The organism is Pseudomonas sp. LBUM1651 (assembly GCF_059716135.1).
Genome location: NZ_CP166805.1, coordinates 3,173,131 through 3,193,043, shown reverse-complemented (window position 1 = coordinate 3,193,043; position 19,913 = coordinate 3,173,131). Strand labels below are relative to the sequence as shown.

The window sequence follows — 19,913 nt, the reverse complement described above, 5'->3', positions numbered from 1 at the left end:
ACCGACCAACTGTAGGAGCGAGCTTGCTCGAGATGGTGTGTCAGCTGACACCGATGTAGCTGATACACCATCGCGAGCAAGCTCGCTCCTACAGTTTTCTTGTGTTTCTTCAGGTGTTGCGGGGTTTACGGCCGGATACGAAATGACTCACATCATTAAACCCCGGCGTCGACGCATGCCCCGGCGTCACCAGCGAGTCGATAAACGCTTCATCCTCAGCCGTGATCTTCACCGCCTGCGCCTTAGTGTAGGCGTCCCATTGTTCTTCGGTACGCGGCCCGACGATGGCGGAGGTGACGGCGCTGTTGTTCAGCACCCAGGCAATTGCGAACTCGACAATGCCCACGCCACGACCTTGCGTGTACTGCTGAATCTGCTGGGCGATGCGCAGGGATTCCACCCGCCATTCCGTTTCCAGAATGCGTTTGTCCGCGCGTCCGGCACGGCTGTTGGCGTCCGGTTTCACATCCGGCGCGTATTTGCCGCTGAGCACCCCGCGCGCCAGCGGGCTGTAAGGCACCACGCCCAAACCGTAGTTCTGCGCAGCAGTGATCTGTTCGGTTTCAGCCTGACGGTTGACGATGTTGTACAACGGCTGGCTGATGACGGGGCGGTCGACGCCCAGTTTGTCCGCCACGCGAATGACCTCGGCGATGCGCCAGCCGCGGTAGTTCGACAAACCCCAGTAGCGGATTTTGCCCTGGCGAATCAGATCGCCAATGGCCGACACTGTCACCTCCAGCGGCGTGTTGTGGTCTTCGCGGTGCAGATAATAAATGTCGACGTAGTCGGTGCCGAGGCGCGTCAGGCTGGCATCGATGCCATTGAAAATATGCTTGCGGCTCAGACCGCTGCGGTTTGGCACGCCGTCCATCGGGCCGAAACCGACCTTGGTGGCGAGCACCCATTCATGGCGGTTGCCGGCAATCGCTTCGCCGACGATTTCTTCAGAGCGGCCGCCGGTGTAGACGTCGGCCGTGTCGATGAAGTTGATGCCCTGGTCCCAGGCCTTGTCGATGATCCGCAGGGAATCTTCGGTGCTGGTCTGTTCGCCGAACATCATGGTGCCCAGGGTCAGGGTGGACACCTGCAAACCCGAATGACCCAGCGTGCGGTAGCTCATGACGAATTCCTTTTACCGGTGGGAAAGGCTCAATCAAATACCAGAACTGTGACAGGGAGCAAACGCAAATCTCAAGCATCCCCGGAACAAATGTGGGAGCTAGCCTGCTAGCGATGGCGGTTTGTCAGCAACATCAATGCTGACTGACACTCAGCCATCGCTAGCAGGCTAGCTCCCACAGGGGTTTGCGGTGCTTAGGCGCGCAAAGTGCGCGTCATGCGCAACGCCAGCAAGCTGCCGCAGACAATCACACCCGCCAGCAGGTACAGCGCGGCATCGGTCGAGCCGGTGCTGTCCTTGACCCAACCCACCAGGTACGGACTGAGGAAGCCCGCCATCTGACCCATGGAGTTGATCAACGCCAGTCCACCCGCCGCAGCGCCGGCACTCAGCAGCGCGGTCGGCACCGGCCAGAACATCGGCAGGCCGGTGAGGGCGCCCATGGTGGCGATCGTCAGGCCAAGAATCGCAATGGCTGGCGTGGTGGCGAAGTTCACGGCGATCAGCAGGCCGACAGCGCCCATCAGCATCGGCACCACCAAATGCCAGCGACGTTCTTTGCGCAAGTCAGCCGAGCGGCCGACCATCAGCATGAACACCGCCGCCAGCAGGTACGGAATGGCACTCAACCAGCCGATCACCAGGTTATCGCTGAAGCCCAGGTTCTTGATGATCGACGGCAGCCAGAAGTTGATCGCATAAACGCCGCTCTGAATGCAGAAATAGATCAGGCCGAACGCCCAGATCGCCGGGTTCTTGAACACCGCCAGCAATGAGTCGGTGGTGGTTTTCGGCTTGTTGGCCAGATCGATAGCGTGGTCGGCTTCCAGCACCGAGCGCTCGAACGGCGTGAGCCATTTGGCGTTGGCGTAACTGTCGCTGAGCAGGAAGTAGGCGAGGGCGCCGAGGATCACGGTCGGAATGCCTTGCAGCAGGAACATCCACTGCCAGCCGGCCAAACCGCCTTGGCCTGCGGCGAAGTGGTTGAGGATCCAGCCGGAAAACGGGCTGCCGAGCAGGCCGGATACCGGGATCGCCGACATGAACAGCGCCATGATGCGGCCACGGTGGAAGGTCGGGAACCATTGCGAGAGGTAGAGCACCACGCCCGGGAAGAACCCGGCTTCGGCCGCACCGGTGAACAGGCGCAGGGTGTAGAACTCGGTCGGGGTGGTGACGAACAGCAGGCAGGTCGACAGCGTGCCCCAGACGATCATCATCAGCGCGATCCAACGGCGCGGGCCGAATCTGGTCAACGCCAGGTTGCTTGGTACGCCGCACAGCACGTAGCCGATAAAGAAGATCCCGGCCCCGAGGCCGTACACGGTTTCGCTGAATTTCAGTGCGTCGAGCATCTGCAGCTTGGCAAATCCAACGTTCACCCGGTCGAGGTAGTTGAACAGGTAGCAGATGAAAATGAAGGGGATCAAACGCAGGGTAATGCGTTTGTAGACGGCATTTTTTTCGTCAACGATGGCCTGGGTAGCGGCGGCGCTCTGTGACATGGCGGGTTCTCTCTTTATTATGATTTTTTGCGATGCAAAGGGTAACGTTGATCGCCCTGAGAGTCTCAGCCACCCTGATGGCCGCTGTCTTTGTGCCTGAGCACAGGGTTTGTCACCCGGTCCTGTGCGGGTGAACAACCCCCCGATCCATCACGCTTGCAAGGATTACCGCTATGTTCGAACTCGATCACGACCTGGCCCAGGACATCGTCGACCGGGCGATGGCCATCCTGCCGTACAACGTCAACGTCATGGACAGCCAGGGGTTAATTCTCGGCAGCGGTGAACCGGAGCGGGTCAACACCCGGCACGAAGGCGCACAACTGGTGCTGGCCAACGGGCGCGTAGTGGAAATCGATGCGCAAACGGCGATCCATCTCAAAGGCGTGCAGCCGGGGATCAACCTGCCGCTGTTGCTCGACCAGCGCTTGATCGGCGTGTTGGGCATCACCGGTGAGCCCGAGCAATTGCGCACCTATGCCGAGCTGGTGCGCATGACCGCCGAGATGCTGGTAGGCCAGCGCAACCAGCAAGCCGAGCAGCAATGGCGGCGCCAGCGTTGCGATGACCTGCTGGCGCTGCTGCTGAGCGAGGCGGGTGATTCGCCGCGGCTGATCGATGAAGCGCAGCAGCTTGGGCTAAAACCGCAGATGACACGGGTGCCGTATCTGTTCGAGCTGGGGATGGAACACGGACCGGGGCAAACCGTCGAGGCGCTTAGCGCCTGGCTGACCTCGCGTTACCCGGACAGTTGGTGCGTGAGTTCCGCCAAGTCTTCGTTGCTGTGGTGCCGACCGGCGAGCCAGGCAATCGAGAACGACCGGCTGCTGGAAAAGCTCGACGGCCTTGGCTGGAATATCTTGCGCATCGCCGTGGGCGGGCACGCGGATGGTTTGTCGGGCTTGCGCCGTTGCTATCGGCGGGTCGGTGACTTGCTGGCCTACGGGCGTGATGTCCTGCCGCATTCGCGCTTGCTGACACTGACCCGTTATCGCCTGCCAGTGATGCTCTGGCGGCACCGCAACGACGATGCGCTGGACGAGCTGCTCAAACCACTGCGCAAAGTCATCGCCAAGGACGGTAATGGTCAGTTGCTGGCGACCTTGCGCAGCTGGTGCGATCACGACGGCCAGAGCCAGGCCTGTGCCGATGCGTTGGGGATTCATCGCAACAGTTTGCGTTATCGCATGGAGCGGATTGCTGAGCTCAGCGGCGTGGATCCGTTGCGCCTCGATGGCATGCTCGCCCTTTATCTCGGTGTGCAGCTATTACCTGATACCGACGCAAAACCGTGATTCACACAATTCCCTTGTGGGAGCGAGCCGGCTCGCGAAGACGGCGGCACGTTCAACATCGATGTCGCGTGCACGCCTCCACAGGTTTTGTAGAAATGAACAATAATCCTCCGTGCCGCTTGTGCAGCGGACCGGCGTTATTGTTCTAGCCTGCTGGCAGCATGAGGGCATTGGAACTGGAGAATTCGCATGAAGATCGTCATCGCCCCCGATTCGTTCAAGGACAGCCTGAGTGCTCAGGGTGTGGCCGATGCCATTGCCCTCGGGCTGGCGAAAGTCTGGCCCGATGCGCAGTTGGTCAAATGCCCGATGGCAGACGGCGGGGAAGGGACGGTCGAGTCGGTTCTGGCTGCCTGCGATGGTCAACTGCGTCGTACCAACGTCCGAGGCCCGCTGGGCACAATGGTCGACGCCGCGTGGGGCTGGCTGCCACAGAGCCTGACCGCAATCATCGAAATGGCCGAGGCCAGTGGTTTGCAACTCGTTCCGCCCGCGCAGCGTGATGCGTGTATCAGCAGCACGTTCGGCACCGGCGAGCTGATCCGCGCCGCACTCGATGCCGGCGCGCAACGGGTGATCCTCGCGATTGGCGGCAGCGCTACCAACGACGGCGGCGCCGGGGCGATGCAAGCCTTGGGCGTGAAGCTGCTGGATGCCCAGGGCGAAACCCTGGCGCCGGGCGGTCTGGCGCTGGCGCAACTGGCCCGCATCGATCTGAGTGACATGGATTCGCGTCTGGCCCAGGTGCGCTTCGACATCGCCGCCGACGTCAATAACCCGTTGTGCGGCCCCCACGGCGCCTCTGCGATTTTCGGCCCACAGAAAGGCGCAACGCCTGTGCAGGTCGAGCAACTGGATCGCGCACTCGAGCACTTTGCCGAGCTGTGCGCCCAAGTCCTCAACAAAGACGTACGCGACGAACCCGGTAGCGGCGCGGCGGGCGGTCTGGGGTTTGCCGCCAAAGCGTTTCTCGGCGCGCAGTTCAAGGCCGGGATTGAAGTGGTCGCGGAACTGGTTGGCCTGGCCGAAGCAGTGAAGGCCGCCGACCTGGTGATCACCGGCGAAGGCCGTTTCGATGCGCAGACCTTGCGCGGCAAGACACCGTTTGGTGTTGCGCGGATCGCTCGGCAACACGGCGTGCCGGTCGTCGTCATTGCCGGCACCTTGGGTGAGGGCTATCAGGCCTTGTACGAGCATGGCATCGATGCCGCGTTTGCCGTGGTGAGCGGGCCGATGACACTGGAACAGGCGTGCACCGAGGCACCTCGATTGTTGTGTGAACGGGCGAGCGATATTGCACGGGTCTGGCAAATAGCTGCGCGCTAAGCCTGAATACGCCGCGATCCCTGTAGGAGCGAAGCTTGCTCGCGAAGGACGTCAACGATGACGCGGGTTGCCTGGATGAAAGCGGCGCCCTCACGTCCTTCGCGAGCAAGCTTCGCTCCTACAGGACATCGGGTGTTTCACCGTTGAAACACTAGTAACCCTTTGAAAAATATTTCGCAAATCCCCGCAAAAATCCTCAACCCCAGCCGATACAGACATCAGGCGCACACAAACCTATTACAACAGTGGCGCCAACCTGAACGGTGCGCCTCAACGCCCGCCCGCCAGTGATCACGGCAAGGACGCTCGAAGCCTCAATCACCCGAGTATCGTCCTATGTCCTTGCGTAATCTGAATATCGCGCCTCGAGCTTTCCTGGGTTTCGCCTTCATTGCCTTGCTGGTGATTGTGCTGGGTGTGTTTGCGGTCAACCGCATGTCGATCATCCGCCAGGCCTCGGTTGATATGGGCAGCAACCAACTGCCCAGTGTCGGCTTCCTGGGCAATGTCACCGAAAATATCCTGCGCATGCGCATTCTGTCGTTCCGCATTCTGGTCAACCGCGAGCCGGCCAGTCTGCAGGAAGCTGAAACCCGTATCGGCGTGCTGACCGACAAGGCGCGCAAGGCCCAGGCCGCCTACGCCGCATTGCCGGCGGGCCCGGACGAAGCGGCGCTGTATAAGGTGTTCAGCTCGACCCTGGACAATTTTATGCAGGCCCAGCGCGAAATGATGGACCTGTCGCGCCAGAATAAACTTGACGAGATGCGCACCCTGATCAACACACGGATCAAGGACGGCACCGACCAGATGGGCGAACAGCTCAATCGATTGGTGACGTACAACATCGAGGGCGCCAAGGCAGCCGGGGTTATCGCCGAAGACAACTACAACACCGCCGTGAACGGAATCATCGGGGTGTCAGTGGTGGCGGCGCTCATGACCGTGCTGCTGGCCTGGCTGCTGACCCGCAGCATCGTCACGCCGTTGAACCGTGCGGTGCAGGCAGCGGAAACCATCGCCGGCGGTAACTTGACCAAAGCCATTGAAATCGATGGCAAGGACGAACCGGCCCGCCTGCTCGGCGCCTTGTCCACCATGCAAGGCAACCTGCGCAAAACCATCGAGCAGATTGCCGGCTCCGCCACGCAACTGGGCGCCGCCGCCGAAGAACTCAGCGCCGTGACCGAAGAAGCGTCCCGCGGCCTGCAACAGCAAAACAACGAAATCGAACAGGCCGCCACCGCCGTCAACGAAATGACCGCGGCCGTGGAAGAAGTGGCGCGCAACGCGGTATCGACTTCCGAAGCGTCGAACCAATCGACTCAGGCCGCCCGCGAAGGTCGCGACCGCGTGGTGGAAACCGTCGACGCGATCCAGACCATGACCCATGACGTGCAAAACACTTCGCTGATGATCGAAGGCCTGGCGACTCAGGGGCGCGACATCGGCAAGGTGCTGGACGTGATCCGTGCCATCGCCGAACAAACCAACCTGCTGGCCCTGAACGCGGCGATCGAAGCGGCCCGCGCCGGTGAAGCCGGGCGTGGTTTTGCGGTGGTGGCGGACGAGGTTCGGGCGTTGGCGCATCGCACTGCGCAATCGACTCAGGAAATCGAGAAGATGGTCGCCGGCATTCAGAACGGCACGGGCGAGGCGGTGTCGTCGATGCAGCAAAGCAATCAGCGCACCCAAAGCACTCTGGAAATGGCCCGTGCCGCCGGCATTGCACTGGAGCAGATAACCCAGTCGATTCACCTGATCAACGAACGCAACCTGGTCATTGCCAGCGCGTCCGAAGAACAGGCGCAGGTGTCCCGTGAAGTCGATCGCAACCTGGTGAACATCCGCGACCTCGCCACCCAGTCCGCTGCCGGGGCCAATCAGACCAGCGCCGCCACCCAAGAACTGTCGCGCCTGGCCGTTGATTTGAATGCGATGGTGGCGCGTTTCGTGATTTGAGATAGGGTTGAGGCTAGGAACACGCGCGACTGGAGAAATACATGCGCTATTCAGCCTTGACCCAACGAATCGCCGGCGACGGCGCTGCGGCCTGGCAAATTCATTACCGAGCATTGGAGTTACGAGAGCAAGGCGTCGATGTGTTGCTGTTGTCGGTGGGCGATCCGGACTTCGATACGCCGCGACCCATCGTTCAGGCGTGCATCGACAGCCTGTTGGCTGGCGATACCCATTACGCAGAAGTACGCGGCAGTCGTGGGCTGCGCGACAGCATCGTCAGCCGTCATCGGCGGCGCAGTGGGCAGACGGTGGATGTCGATGAAGTGATCGTGATGCCCGGCGCGCAATGCGGGGTGTATTCGGTCGTGCAATGCCTGCTTGATCCGGGCGATGAAGTGATCGTCGCCGAACCCATGTACGTGACCTATGAAGGCGTGTTCGGCGCTTGCGGGGCCAAAGTGGTGCCGGTGGCGGTGCGTCCGGAGAACGGCTTTCGGGTCGATCCGGCGGATGTCGCGGCGCTGATTACGCCGAGAACCCGCGCCATTTTGCTCAACAGTCCCAACAATCCTTCCGGCGCCAGTTTGCCGCTGATGATCTGGCAGGAACTGGCGTCGCTCTGTGTTCGGCACAACCTGTGGCTGATCAGTGACGAGGTTTACAGCGATCTGTTGTACGAAGGCGAACACATCAGCCCGGCCAGTCTGCCGGGCATGGCCGAGCGCACCGCGACGATCGACAGCCTGTCCAAATCCCACGCCATGAGCGGCTGGCGAGTGGGCTGGGTGATCGGGCCGAAAACCTTGATCGACCATCTGGAACATCTGGCGTTGTGCATGCTGTTTGGCATTCCGGATTTTGTGCAGAACGCGGCGCAAGTCGCGTTGGACGGGAATCTGCCGGAAGTGGCAATGATGCGCGAGGAATATCGTCAGCGTCGCGACCTGGTGTGCGCGAGCCTGAACGCGTGTCCGGGGTTGCGGGCGGTGCGGCCGGATGGCGGGATGTTCGTGATGGTCGATGTGCGCCAGACCGGGCTGTCTGCCCAGCACTTCGCCGAGCGATTGCTGGAGGGCTATGGCGTGTCGGTGCTGGCCGGGGAAGCGTTCGGGCCTAGCGCGGCGGGGCACATTCGCATCGGTTTGGTGGTGGATCGTCCGAAACTGGCGGATGCATGTCGGCGGATTGCGTTGTGTGCGGGTGATCTTTTGGAGGCGCGGCGGGCCTGACGGGTTTTCGTTGCTTCGGCGACCGGTAGCAGGAAAACGGCTGGCTGCCACTGTCACTTCTGACAGTAGTGCAAAAGTACAAAGTGGTCCATAAAGGGGGTGTCTCAATTACTCCAAGGTGTACACGATATGGACAAGGATCGCAGCAGCCCTAATGAGCCAACCAAGGTTACTAAGCCAGTTACAGTTGCAGTGACTGACCAGACGGATCGCACCATCAGGATCTCATGGGGATACTTGAATGGGCTTAGGCAAGCCACTCGCTTTAAATGGGAACAAGCAGGCCAGCCTGTCGGCCAACACGATGTTCCGAAAGAGGGTTCGTTTTTCCACACGATCGAGGGCCTCGAGCCGAACACTGAATACCTCATCAAAGCATTCGGGCTTGTGGGCGAGGAGGAATCTCCAGGCAGCACTGATGTGAAAGGAACCACCAAATCGGAGAGCTCGTCGACCTGAATGGACCGGTGATCAAGACTGAGACAATTCGGAGTCGGTTCCCGGCGGAAAGCTTTTCGGATCGGGTCACCATTGCGGTCGTACCGAAGGCGCAGTGCCACGCCCGCACATTCACCAGATTCTTCGGTCGCTCACCCGCCAGCGCCGCCAACAGATTGTCCACCGCACGGGTGGCCATCGCTTCCCGCGTTTCATGGGTCGCCGAGCCAATGTGCGGTGTCGCCACCACATTGTTCAACTGCAAAAGCGGCGAGTCAGGTTCAACGGTTCACGCTCGAACGCATCCAGCCCCGCCGCGCGAATCTGCCGTGACCGCAGCGCCTCGATCAGTGCCGTTTCGTCCACGACTTTGCCCCGTGAAATATTGATGAAGATGGTTTCCGGACGCATCAGCGCAAATTGCTCTGCGCCGATCAGCCCTTCGGTTTCAGCGGTCAGCGGCAACGTCAGGCAGACGAAATCGGCTTGTTGCAGCAGCTCTGGCAGGTTGCGGTACTGCGCGTCGAAGCGCTGCTCCACCGCCGGTTTCGGCGAGGAATACACGCTTTTGAGGCCCTTGGCCTGGGTGGCGTCGGCCAGTTGGGTGGGGTCTTCGATCGTCAGCAACTCTTCGCGCCATTCGATGCAGTGGGCGCCGGCGGCGGCCAGCAGCTCGATGAAACTGCCTTGGCCGCGTTGGCGTACAAGGTCGGCGCCGTAGCTGGAGAGGCTGATGGAGACGGGCGGTTTATTCATTAAAACCGGTTTCATTTTTGTTCAAAAAAAATGGCATGAAAATTTGTGATGATCTGTCGGGCCTCATCGCTAGCAGGCTAGCTCCCACATTGGATTTGCGAACACAGCGCCACTGTGGGAGCTAGCCTGCTAGCGATGAGGCCATCACATTCACCGGAGATTCCCTCTGGTCGATCCACGAACAATCAACCTCGCCGAAAAATCCAGGGGCCGCACCGGCCCGTCATCCCCGCGCAAGCGCTTGAGCAAGCATTCAAACGCGCTCGCGCCAATCTCGGCCGTCGGTTGGGCGAGGGCGGTAATGCCGCTACCCACCAGCGGGTACCAATCCAGGTCATCGAGGGCAATCAGACCGATCTCTTCAAACAGGTTGCATTTCAACTCGCGCAACGCATGGGTAGCGGCCAGCGCCGCAATCCCGTTCGCGCAGAACAGCGCCTTCGGGCCGGGGCCGGGTGTATCGAGAAAGGTTTTGAGGTGTGCCGTGAGGTCACTGCCGGTTTCGATCAGCGTCCCGCGCAGCGCCGAACGCTGAGCGATCTGCGCCTTGACGACGCCTGTTACGGCGGCGAGTTGATCGAAGCCGATGTCCTCGTGAGCATGGGCGTGCAGATACTCCCGAGCCTTCTACGCCACCAAGGGCAAACGCGGATCTTCGCCATAACGGGCGCGCCAGTGCGGGTCGTAGGCGTGGCCCTCGAAATGCGCGCGCAGCGTCTCGATGCCGGTGTCGGCGTCCTGGGCCAGGTCGATCCTGTTGTTAGTGGTCATGCTGCACCTGTGAGACGGATTGCCGACTTATTTAACGCCCGTGGCGAGGGCGATGCCTAGAACGTTTGTGCACGAATCAGTTGAACAGGCCTGCGGCGATGTTGATCGAAAACCCGAGAATCGCCGTGTTGAACAGAAAACCGATCAGCGATTGCGCCAGCACGATCTTGCGCAAATCCCGGGTCGCCACGCCGACATCGGAAGTCTGCACCGCCGCGCTGATGGTGAACGAAAAATACAGGAAGTCCCAGTAGTTGGGGGTGGTCAGGCCTTCGGCGAAACGCAGCGCCGGGTCTTTGCCGTCCCAGGTGTAGAACAGACGGGCGTAATGCACGCTGAAAATCACCCCGATCAGCAGCCATGAACCGATCACGGTCAGCGCGGTAAAACCGTAGTGCAGCAGCTTGCGGGTGGTTTCCAGATCCCGGCTGCCGGCGAGTTCGAAGCCGATGGTCGCCAGGCTCGCAATGGCGGCAATGCACACCACGAACAGCACCAGTCCGGCGTTTTCATCTTCGACCTCGGCGATGCGCTTCACGTCCGGCGCCTTGGCGCGTGCGGTGAGCCAGATCATCAGGATGAGGTAAGTCCAGACCCCGGCGTTCCAGCCGAAGAGGATTTTGCTGATGATCGAATCGGCCGGAGCCAGAATGCCCACCGCGACGCCGAGGGTGGCAGCGGCGGACAGGCGAGGGTGGGTGCGGGCGAGGAGGGGCATGTGAGCTCGATGGGCCAGGGTATGCAAATACCTTAGCCCAGCGCTGTCAGGTATGACCACAATGCTGAAGCCAATGAGATTCCCTTGTGGGAGCAAGCCGGCTCCGGGCGGCGTTCCGACGAAAGCGGTGTAACAGTCAACATGGATGTTGAATGCTATGGCCTCTTCGCGAGCAGGCTCGCTCCCACATTGGGCCGGTGGTGGGGTTAGATTTTCTTACGCCGCTTGCATACCAGTTTCATGACCACTAAAAAAGTGCCGCCAGCATCGACGCAGTCATCTCACTGATCATCCCGGTAATGGCTTATCCATAGTCTTGAGTGGAACTTGTCCGGATACATAAAATCAGTCAGTGATCGCTGTTAGATTGGCGTTAGTCCTTGAATGTCAAACTCTCCGTTTGTGAAATCATAATATTGATTGTTGAGGGCGGTAAAATAAAAGCTGCCCCACATTCGTTCTGCATTGATATCGTAGTGCACTTCGATTTTTCCACTTTGCCCAATATAGGCAATGCCGTTCCTGTAAAAATAGATAGAGGCATCGGAGCCTTCGCCAATCTCATATGTTTTGTCGGTGAATTGCGCAGGAACACCAATCTGGATCATGGTTTCAGGCCAGCTGCTTTGGTAGGCGCGAATGAGGTTTCGTTTCGATTGATTAAAGTACAGCTCGGTTTCGTCGGCAGTAAATCGTCTATTCTGGTTAAGTTCAGTGTTGCAGGATAAAGTTCCAATGCTGTTGGAAATGGTTGATGGTTCTATGAAATGTTCAATGGTCATGGGTAGATCCTTTTATTCACTGTCCAACAGAATTGTAAAAAACGCTGGGCGTTGGCAGTGAATCTAAGATAAAAAAAACACCTTGTGTACTGTCAGTTATGACAGTTCAAAGGTGTTTTTTTATACACGCCAGACATCACACTTAAGTTTTCGAATCCGTATGACGCTTGACGAGCTTCATCACCACCACAAAAAACACCGGCACAAACACCACCGCCAAGGTCGCGGTGATCATCCCGCCAATCACCCCTGTGCCGATGGCCTGCTGGCTCGCCGAGCTGGCGCCGGTGGCGATCGCCAGCGGCACGACGCCGAGGATGAACGCCAGGGACGTCATGACGATCGGCCGCAGGCGCAGGCGCGCGGCTTGCAGGGTGGCGTCGATCAGGTCGTGCCCTTCGTCGTACAGGCTCTTGGCGAACTCGATGATCAGGATCGCGTTCTTCGCCGACAGGCCGATGATGGTGATCAGCCCGACCTTGAAGAACACGTCGTTGGGCATCCCGCGCAGCGTCACTGCCAGGACCGCGCCGAGCACACCGAGCGGCACCACCAGCAGCACCGAGGTCGGAATCGACCAACTCTCATACAACGCCGCCAGGCACAGGAACACGATCAGCAGCGACAAACCGAGCAAAATAGGCGCCTGGCTGCCGGACAGCCGTTCCTGCAACGACAGCCCGGTCCATTCCTGACCCAACCCTGCCGGCCCTTGCGCGACCAGTCGCTCGATTTCCGCCATCGCCTCGCCGGTGCTGTGACCCGGTGTCGGTTCGCCGGAAATACTGATCGCCGGGTAGCCGTTGTAACGGGTCAATTGCGCCGGCCCCTGGGTCCATTTGGCCTGGACGAAGGCCGAGAGCGGCACCATTTTCCCGCTGCTGTTACGCACATGGATCTTCAGCAGATCGGCGACCTGACTGCGCTGATCGCCCTCAGCCTGGACCACCACCCGCTGCATCCGCCCCTGATTGGGGAAGTCGTTGATGTAGGCCGAACCGACGGCGGTGGACAGCACGCTGCCGATGTCGGCGAACGAAACGCCCAGCGCATTCGCTTGTTTGCGGTCCACGATCAATTGCACCTGCGGCGCTTCGGCCAGCGCGCTTTCGCGCACGTTCATCAGGATCGGGCTTTTCTCGGCGGCCGCCAGCAACTCGGTGCGCGCCTGCATCAGCGTGGCATGGCCGAGGCCACCACGGTCCTGCAAGCGGAACTCGAAACCGCTGGACGTGCCAAGGCCGTCCACCGGCGGCGGCAGGACCGAGAACGCCACGGCGTCCTTGATCTGGCTCAGCGCGATGTTGGCGCGGTCGGCGATCGAACTCGCCGAGTCGTCGCTGCCGCGATCCGACCAGTCTTTCAACGTGGTAAACGCCAGTGCTGCATTCTGCCCGCTACCGGAAAAGCTGAAACCAAGAATCACCGTGCTGTCGCCGACACCGGGTTCCGTGGCGTTGTGGGCTTCGATTTGCTCGACCACCTGCACCGTTCGATTCTTGCTCGCGCCCGGTGGCAGTTGAATGTCGGTGATGGTGTAACCCTGATCTTCCACCGGCAGAAACGAAGAGGGCAGACGGCTGAAGCACAGACCCAACCCGACCAGCAGCACCCCGTAGATCAACAGATAGCGACCGCTGCGTTTCAGTGCATAGGCGACCCAGCCCTGATAGCGCTCGGTCAGTTGCTCGAAGCGCTTGTTGAACCAGCCGAAGAAACCGCCCTTGGCGTGATGCTCGCCCTTGGGAATCGGCTTGAGCAAGGTCGCGCAGAGCGCCGGGGTCAAGGTCAGGGCGAGGAACGCCGAGAACAGGATCGACGTCGCCATCGACAACGAGAACTGCCGGTAAATCACCCCGACCGAACCCTGCATGAACGCCATCGGGATGAACACCGCGACCAGCACCAGGGTGATGCCGATGATCGCGCCGGTGATCTGCTTCATCGCCTTGCGGGTCGCCTCTTTCGGCGACAGGCCTTCGGTGACCATGATCCGCTCGACGTTCTCCACCACGACGATGGCGTCGTCCACCAGAATGCCGATGGCCAGCACCATGCCGAACATGGTCAGCACGTTGATCGAGAACCCCAGCGCCAACATGGTCGCAAAGGTGCCCATCAGCGCCACCGGCACCACCAGGGTCGGAATCAGCGTGTAGCGGATGTTTTGCAGGAACAGGAACATCACTGCGAACACCAGCACCATCGCCTCGACCAGGGTGTAAACCACCTTGGTGATCGAGACTTTGACGAAGGGTGAGGTATCGTACGGGATCTTGTATTCGACGTTGGCCGGGAAGTAGCGCGCCAGTTCATCCATCTTCGCCCGCACCAGCGTCGCGGTGCTCAGGGCGTTGGCGCCGGGTGACAACTGCACGCCGACGGCGGTGGACGGCTTGCCGTTCAGGCGCGTGCCGAACTGATATTCCTGGCTGCCGATCTCGACCCGTGCCACATCGCCGATACGAACCGTGGAGCCGTCGGGATTGGCCTTGAGCACGATGTCGGCGAATTCTTCCGGTGTCGACAGCTGGCCTTTCACCAGAATGGTCGCGGTGATTTCCTGGGTGGTGCGGGTCGGCAGATCGCCGATGCTGCCGGCCGAGACCTGGGCGTTCTGAGCGACGATGGCCGCGTTGACGTCGGCCGGTGTCAGGTTGAAACCGATCAGCTTCTGCGGGTCGATCCAGATCCGCATCGCCCGTTCGGCGCCATACAACTGGGCCTTGCCGACACCGTCCAGACGCTTGATCTCGTTCATCACGTTGCGCGCCAGGTAATCGCTGAGCGCCACGTCGTCGAGCTTGCCGTCAGTGGAGGTCAGGGTGATCAGCAGCAGGAAACCGGCAGAGACTTTCTCCACCTGCAAGCCTTGCTGATTGACCGCTTGCGGCAGGCGCGACTCCACGACTTTCAGGCGGTTCTGCACATCCACCTGGGCCATTTCCGGGTCGGTGCCCGGTTGGAAAGTCGCCTTGATCGTGGCGCTGCCCAGGCTGCTCTGGGACTCGAAATACAACAGATGATCGGCGCCGTTGAGCTCTTCCTCGATCAGGCTGACCACGCTTTCGTCCACGGTTTGCGCCGAGGCGCCCGGGTACACGGCATAGATTTCGATCTGCGGCGGCGCGACATCGGGGTACTGCGCCACCGGCAACTGCGGAATGGCCAGGGCGCCAGCCAGCAGGATGAACAGGGCAACCACCCAGGCAAACACCGGGCGATCGATAAAGAACTGCGGCATAAAAAAGCGTCCTGCTTACTGACCAGTGGCCTGGGCAAGTGGAAGAGGGGAATCGTCGATCTGCACTTTCTCGCCGGGCTTGGCGTGTTGCAGGCCTTCGATGACGATGCGGTCGCCGGGTTTGAGGCCTGCGGTGACGATCCAGCGATCGTTTTGCACAGCGCCCAGTTCAACCGGTTGCTGGCCGACCCGTTGATCCGCGTCGAGCAACAGCACCTGAGCAATACCGGCGCTGTCACGCTGGATGGCCCGTTGCGGCACGCTGATGCCTTGCTGATTCACCGCTTGCTCCAGGCGCACCCGCACAAAGCTTCCGGGCAGCAAGTCGAGGTCCGGGTTGGGGAACTCGCTGCGCAGGATGATCTGGCCGGTGCCCGGGTCGACGGTGATGTCGGTGAACAGCAGCTTGCCCGGCAGCGGATAGAGACTGCCGTCGTCCTGGATCAGGGTGGCTTTGGCCTGACCCTGACCCACTTCCTTCAACTGACCGGAACGGAAGGCGCGACGCAGGTCGTTGAGTTCACGGGTCGATTGGGTGAGGTCGGCATGGATCGGGTTCAGTTGCTGAATCAATGCCAGTGGCGTGGTTTCGTTCTGCCCGACCAACGCACCTTCGGTGACCAGTGCACGGCCGATGCGCCCGGAAATCGGCGCGGTGACGGTGGCGTAGCCGAGGTTGAGTTTCGCCCGCTCCACGGCGGCCTTGTTGGCGGCGACCTCGGCGGCGGTTTGCCGCACGGCGGCCCGGGCGTTGTCGTAGTCCTGACCGCTGATGGCGTTGCCTTCGATCAACTGGGCATAACGCTGCTCTTGCAGGCGTGCCTGAAACGCATTGGCCTCGGCTTTTCGCAGTTCCGCTTCGGCGCTGTCCAGGTCAGCCTTGAGCGGTGCGGGGTCGATGCGAAACAGCACGTCGCCTTTTTTCACATCGCTGCCTTCGCGGAAGACCCGTTGCAACACGACGCCGGCGACACGGGCGCGAACTTCGGCGATCCGGGGCGCGGCAATCCGCCCGCTCAGTTCGCTGGTGATCGACAGAGGCCGGGCGTCGAGGGTTTCGATGCGCACGGTGGCCAGTGGCGCCTGTTCTTCGGCGATCGAGGACTTGTCACAAGCGCTCAGCGTCAACGCCAGTGCCAGCAGGCTGAGCTTGGCAAGCAGGTTCTTTGACATGTAAATACCCCAATAATGAACTCCCGCATCCTACGGGGAGCCGACGAGGGTAGCGGTGAAGCTTTGTTGGTGCTGTGTGAAATTGTGTAAGGGTTTTACTCAGGGGCGGGTGAGGGCGTATATCCTTCACGGCTTGAAATTTATTGCGACTATCAGGCCGCCTTCGCTAGCAGGCTAGCTCCCACAGTAGATTGGGGATGTTCACAAAATCTGTGCTCACATCAAACCCCTGTGGGAGCTAGCCTGCTAGCGATGGCGGCATAACAGGCGCCACTGCACTTTCTGGAAACACCCAATGCCCAACATCCTCCTGGTCGAAGACGACACCGCGCTCTCCGAACTGATTGCCAGCTACCTGGAACGCAACGGCTATTCCGTCAGCGTCATCAGCCGCGGCGATCACGTGCGTGAACGGGCGCGGGTCAATCCGCCGGACCTGGTGATCCTCGACCTGATGCTGCCGGGCCTCGACGGCCTGCAAGTCTGTCGCTTGCTGCGCGCGGACTCGGCCACGCTGCCGATCCTGATGCTCACCGCCCGCGACGACAGCCACGACCAGGTGCTGGGCCTGGAAATGGGCGCCGATGACTACGTCACCAAACCCTGCGAACCCCGGGTGTTGCTGGCCCGCGTCCGTACGCTGTTGCGCCGCAGCAGCCTCAGCGAACCGCAGGCCGCCAACGACCGCATTCTCATGGGCAATCTGTGCATCGACCTGTCCGAGCGCACCGTGACCTGGCGCGAGCAACTGGTCGAGTTGTCCAGCGGCGAATACAACCTGCTGGTGGTGCTGGCCCGGCATGCCGGCGAAGTGCTGAGCCGCGACCAGATCCTGCAACGCCTGCGCGGTATCGAATTCAACGGCACCGACCGCTCGGTGGACGTGGCGATTTCCAAGTTGCGGCGCAAGTTCGACGACCACGCCGGTGAAGCGCGCAAGATCAAGACCGTGTGGGGCAAGGGTTATTTGTTCAGCCGCTCCGAGTGGGAATGCTGAGGCGATGTTCAGAATCCTGTTTCGCCTGTATCTGGTGACGATCGTCTCCTACAGCGCGGCGATTTATCTGGTGCCTGACGTGGTGATCAAGGTCTTCCAGGAGCGCTTCGTTACCTACAACCTCGATTATTCCCGCGGGCTGCAAACCCTCATCGTCAAGCAGTTTCACGCCGTGCCCGAGGCACAATGGCCGGCGTTGGCGAGCGAGATGGACAAGGAATTCGACCCGCTGCACATCGTTCTGACCGGCAATGACGATCCTGGCTTGACCCTGGCAGAGCAGAAGCGTTTGCAGCGTGGCGAGAGCGTGGTACGTATCGGCGACTGGGGCTGGCGCACCTTGGCGGTGACACCGTTGAACCAACAAACGGTGGTGCAAATGGTCGTGCCGCCGGACCCGCTGGACGTCAATTTGTTGTACTGGAGCATCAACGTGCTGATCGGCGCGACGATGCTGGCGTGTCTGCTGGTATGGCTGCGCCCGCACTGGCGCGATCTGGAACGCCTTAAAGGCACCGCTGAACGCTTCGGTAAAGGTCACTTGAGCGAGCGCACGAAGATTTCCGCCAGCTCCAATATCGGTAGCCTGGCCAACGTATTCGACACCATGGCTGGCGACATTGAAAACCTGCTCAACCAACAGCGGGATTTGCTCAATGCAGTCTCCCACGAGTTGCGCACGCCGCTGACGCGCCTGGACTTTGGCCTGGCCCTGGCGCTGTCCGATGACTTGCCGGCCGCCAGCCGCGAGCGCTTGCAAGGCCTGGTTGCGCACATCCGTGAACTCGACGAACTGGTGCTGGAGCTGCTGTCCTACAGCCGCCTGCAAAACCCGGCGCGTTTGCCGGAACAGGTTGAAGTGTCGCTGGATGAATTCATCGACAGCATTCTGGGCAGTGTCGATGAAGAGCTGGAGTCTCCGGAAATCGTGATTGATGTGCTGCTTCACGGCCAGCTCGAACGCTTCAGCCTCGACCCGCGCCTGACCGCCCGCGCGATTCAGAACTTGCTGCGCAACGCGATGCGCTATTGCGAGAAGCGCATTCAGATTGGTGTGCAGGTCTGTGCAAAGGGGTGTGAAATCTGGGTCGATGACGACGGGATCGGCATTCCCGATGACGAACGCGAGCGAATTTTTGAGCCGTTCTACCGCCTGGACCGCAGTCGGGATCGAGCGACTGGCGGGTTTGGTCTGGGGCTGGCGATCAGCCGTCGGGCGCTGGAAGCGCAGGGCGGCTCGCTCACAGTCGAGCCTTCGCCGCTGGGCGGCGCGCGGTTCCGGTTGTGGCTTCCCACCCCGGCCTGATCAAGTGCTCAACCGGCCGCGCAACACCTTCGCCATCGCCTCAAGCTCCGACGCCGGGTTATGCCCGATCAGCATCCACGCATGCTCCATGTCCGCCCAATACACCACGTTCATCCCGTGCCGACGCTCGTGCGCGAAGTGCCGGCTGCCGCTGTTGGAGCGGGTGATGCATAACGCCATGGGACCATGCGCGGGGTCCAGATAAGTAATCTGGGCGATGGGCATGCCGTCGTACTCGAGGATTTGCGCGCGTTTGAGTTCGAGGCGTGGCAGGGCCAGTTGCGCTGGCAAAAGGCTCAGCCCCAGGCGTGCGTCGATGGTGCGCAGTTGCGCGCGTTGCGTGGCTTCGTCGTTGGGCAGGTGTTCCAGGGTTTGTGGCACGTACAGCGCCATATAGTCCGCCACCAGCCCACGCCAGTTGTTTTTTGGCTGACTCGATTGCCAGCCGAGAAACAACCGGTCCGCCAACACACCGCTCACCACCAGGCCGGCCGCCGCGGCAAGAAACCAGCGTCGACTCATCGCGGGCGGGGCTGGCGAGGGCAAGGTGTCGAGCATGGCGTGCAAGCGGTCCACCGGTGCCTGTTGTGTCACTTCATCGTAGGCCTCCCGGAATGGCAGGCTGCTGCGTGCCAGCCATTGCAGGCGCAGGTTGAGCACCGAATCTTCGGCGATGGCCGCGTCGATGCGGTTGCGCTGGTCAGTATCGAGTTGGTCGTCCAGGTAGGCCACCAGTTGCTCGTCCGATGGTTTTGCGTGATCGTTCATCGACGTTCTCCGGTGGTTGGGTTCGGCACGGCGTGCAACAACGGCGGATACTCGGCCAGTTTCGCTCGTGCGGCGGCCAGTCGGCTCATGACCGTGCCGATGGGCACGTCCAGCACTTCGGCGACTTCGCGATAGGACAAACCTTCGACGTAGGCCAGAAACACGGTTTCGCGCTGGGCTTCGGGCAGTGCATCGACGCGCCGGATCACCTGCGTCGCGAGCACGTGGGTTTGCGCGGCGTGTTCACCGTCGAACGACAGGGCGCTATCGGCATCCACCTGCCCCTGGCCCTGGCGCACCCGCCGCGCGCGCACTTCGTTGAGCCAGATCGAATGCAGGATGCTCAGCAACCAGCGGTCCATGCGGGTGCCGGGGACAAATTGCCCGGCACGCTCAAGCGCCCGCACGCAGGTGGCCTGCACCAGGTCTTCGGCGACATGCCGTTGCCGGGACAGCAGCAGGCCGTAGCGCCATAAACGCGCCAGGTGCTGGCCCAGCTCTGCCCGTATTGCCTGATCGC

The 19,913-nt window shown here is 61.0% G+C and carries 15 protein-coding genes and 3 pseudogenes; 7 read left to right on the top strand and 11 right to left on the bottom strand.

Annotation, left to right across the window (positions count from 1 at the left end; translation table 11 throughout):
- Positions 1-109 precede the first annotated feature (109 nt).
- Positions 110-1,123, bottom strand: coding sequence for an aldo/keto reductase (locus ACA066_RS14815; RefSeq protein WP_497695508.1), 1,014 nt, complete (start codon positions 1,121-1,123; stop codon positions 110-112).
- Between the two features lie 194 nt (positions 1,124-1,317).
- Positions 1,318-2,628, bottom strand: a complete 1,311-nt coding sequence (locus tag ACA066_RS14810; protein ID WP_497695507.1) for an MFS transporter — start codon at positions 2,626-2,628, stop codon at positions 1,318-1,320.
- 173 nt (positions 2,629-2,801) lie between these two features.
- On the opposite strand from ACA066_RS14810, the gene ACA066_RS14805 reads away from it, so the two are divergent.
- From ACA066_RS14805 to ACA066_RS14785, 5 genes are all read left to right on the top strand, one after another.
- Complete coding sequence (locus tag ACA066_RS14805) at positions 2,802-3,923, top strand: sugar diacid recognition domain-containing protein (RefSeq protein WP_497695506.1); 1,122 nt, start codon at positions 2,802-2,804, stop codon at positions 3,921-3,923.
- A gap of 189 nt (positions 3,924-4,112) precedes the next feature.
- Positions 4,113-5,249 (top strand): glycerate kinase, encoded by a 1,137-nt coding sequence (locus ACA066_RS14800; protein ID WP_497695505.1) that lies wholly within the window; start codon positions 4,113-4,115, stop codon positions 5,247-5,249.
- A gap of 336 nt (positions 5,250-5,585) precedes the next feature.
- Positions 5,586-7,211 carry a methyl-accepting chemotaxis protein gene (locus ACA066_RS14795; protein WP_497695504.1) on the top strand — a complete coding sequence of 542 codons (1,626 nt, stop codon included), beginning with the start codon at positions 5,586-5,588 and terminating at the stop codon, positions 7,209-7,211.
- Between the two features lie 41 nt (positions 7,212-7,252).
- Positions 7,253-8,440, top strand: coding sequence for a pyridoxal phosphate-dependent aminotransferase (locus ACA066_RS14790; RefSeq protein ID WP_497695503.1), 1,188 nt, complete (start codon positions 7,253-7,255; stop codon positions 8,438-8,440).
- Between the two features lie 129 nt (positions 8,441-8,569).
- On the top strand, positions 8,570-8,899 hold the full coding sequence (locus ACA066_RS14785) for a fibronectin type III domain-containing protein (RefSeq protein ID WP_497699978.1): 330 nt from the start codon (positions 8,570-8,572) through the stop codon (positions 8,897-8,899).
- On the opposite strand, the pseudogene ACA066_RS14780 reads toward ACA066_RS14785, so the two are convergent.
- The 7 genes and pseudogenes from ACA066_RS14780 to ACA066_RS14750 form a co-directional block, all read right to left on the bottom strand.
- Positions 8,811-9,634 (bottom strand): annotated as a pseudogene (locus ACA066_RS14780) (NAD(P)-dependent oxidoreductase). The gene ACA066_RS14785 and the pseudogene ACA066_RS14780 overlap by 89 nt on opposite strands.
- A 150-nt stretch (positions 9,635-9,784) precedes the next feature.
- Positions 9,785-10,183, bottom strand: a pseudogene (locus tag ACA066_RS14775) (substrate-binding domain-containing protein); the annotation flags it as partial.
- 111 nt (positions 10,184-10,294) lie between these two features.
- A pseudogene (locus ACA066_RS14770) lies at positions 10,295-10,405 on the bottom strand (AraC family transcriptional regulator); the annotation flags it as partial.
- A gap of 76 nt (positions 10,406-10,481) precedes the next feature.
- The gene (locus ACA066_RS14765; protein ID WP_497695502.1) at positions 10,482-11,123 is read right to left on the bottom strand and encodes a DUF1345 domain-containing protein; all 642 of its coding nucleotides are present in this window, start codon (positions 11,121-11,123) and stop codon (positions 10,482-10,484) included.
- Between the two features lie 362 nt (positions 11,124-11,485).
- Entirely contained in the window at positions 11,486-11,905 is a 420-nt protein-coding gene (locus ACA066_RS14760) for a DUF6252 domain-containing protein (RefSeq protein ID WP_497695501.1), read from the bottom strand.
- A gap of 142 nt (positions 11,906-12,047) precedes the next feature.
- Complete coding sequence (locus ACA066_RS14755; protein WP_497695500.1) at positions 12,048-15,149, bottom strand: multidrug efflux RND transporter permease subunit; 3,102 nt, start codon at positions 15,147-15,149, stop codon at positions 12,048-12,050.
- A 15-nt stretch (positions 15,150-15,164) separates the two neighbouring features.
- Entirely contained in the window at positions 15,165-16,322 is a 1,158-nt protein-coding gene (locus ACA066_RS14750) for an efflux RND transporter periplasmic adaptor subunit (RefSeq protein WP_497695499.1), read from the bottom strand.
- Between the two features lie 295 nt (positions 16,323-16,617).
- Here ACA066_RS14750 and ACA066_RS14745 point away from each other — a divergent pair, with 295 nt between their 5' ends.
- Together ACA066_RS14745 and ACA066_RS14740 are read left to right on the top strand one after the other, a co-directional pair.
- Complete coding sequence (locus tag ACA066_RS14745; protein WP_497695498.1) at positions 16,618-17,319, top strand: response regulator; 702 nt, start codon at positions 16,618-16,620, stop codon at positions 17,317-17,319.
- Positions 17,320-17,323: 4 nt separating this feature from the next.
- Positions 17,324-18,625 carry an ATP-binding protein gene (locus ACA066_RS14740; protein WP_497695497.1) on the top strand — a complete coding sequence of 434 codons (1,302 nt, stop codon included), beginning with the start codon at positions 17,324-17,326 and terminating at the stop codon, positions 18,623-18,625.
- Here the strand turns inward: ACA066_RS14740 and ACA066_RS14735 are convergent, their stop codons facing one another.
- Together ACA066_RS14735 and ACA066_RS14730 are read right to left on the bottom strand one after the other, a co-directional pair.
- Positions 18,626-19,393, bottom strand: a complete 768-nt coding sequence (locus ACA066_RS14735; RefSeq protein ID WP_497695496.1) for an anti-sigma factor family protein — start codon at positions 19,391-19,393, stop codon at positions 18,626-18,628.
- Positions 19,390-19,890 (bottom strand): RNA polymerase sigma factor, encoded by a 501-nt coding sequence (locus tag ACA066_RS14730; RefSeq protein ID WP_214384849.1) that lies wholly within the window; start codon positions 19,888-19,890, stop codon positions 19,390-19,392. The genes ACA066_RS14735 and ACA066_RS14730 overlap by 4 nt, the downstream gene beginning before the upstream one ends.
- Positions 19,891-19,913: the final 23 nt, after the last annotated feature.